This is a genomic window from Bacillus sp. LR--39 (assembly GCF_053613335.1).
The window spans coordinates 1-882 of sequence record NZ_JBSIOT010000541.1; the positions used below are offsets into that span (position 1 = coordinate 1).

Here is an 882-nt window from a genome sequence, read left to right on the forward strand (position 1 = left end):
AATAAAATTTTAGAGAAATGTACAAGCAGATCGGGCCTTTGTGAGTAACATGATAGTAATCATAGAGAAGGAGGCTCGCAAATGGCTGAATTCATATTAAATGCAGCGGATTTCGGTGTTCCTGGAGATGGTAAAACGGATTCGACAGAACGGATTAATCAGTGCCTCAGTACAGCTGTTTCGAAAGGCTATCATACTGTCTGGTTTCCAAAGGGAACATATTTAATAGACGCAACGCTTGGCGGAGATCTTAATCAGAGGTTTCGAAACGCGGGGATCATTGTTCCCGGCAACCTTGAGATTATGATGGACCCCGAATGTATCATGAAAGTGATACCGAATAGTTCGTGGGGTTATTCCGCATTTTATGTAGGCAAGCAAGAGAATATAACCATTTCCGGAGGACAAATTATCGGCGAACGGGATGAGCATACGTATGTCTCGGCGGGGATAAGGTCAACCCATGAATGGGGCTTTGGCATATGTATTGAAGGATGCTCGAATGTTCTCATTGATGATGTGAAAATTTCCGATTTTACCGGCGATGGGATCATAGTCAGCCCAAGGGGATTAAAGACCAATCAAGATTATCGAACGTCAGAGCAAATTATCATCCGCCGCTGTGAGGTTCGGCGGTCGAGGAGAAATAACATTTCCATTACCGGATGTGACATGGTCACGGTGGAGGAGTGCTTGATTGAAGATGCCGGAACGGGGAATGGAACAGCCCCGAAATTCGGAATTGACATTGAAGGATATGGCGAAGGTGGCGTTGATTATGAGGAACCGATTAATGTATCAATTCGCAATAACCACTTTGTTGGAAACGTTTCAAGTTCTGTGACCAATTTTAACGGGTATGGCATTTTAATAGAAGGAAAT

The 882-nt window shown here is 43.8% G+C and carries 1 protein-coding gene; it reads left to right on the forward strand.

What is annotated here, in order from left to right; genetic code table 11:
- Positions 1–81 precede the first annotated feature (81 nt).
- Positions 82–882 (forward strand): glycosyl hydrolase family 28-related protein (locus tag ACWHAR_RS24750; protein WP_452088139.1); only part of this gene is annotated, 801 nt, incomplete at its 3' end.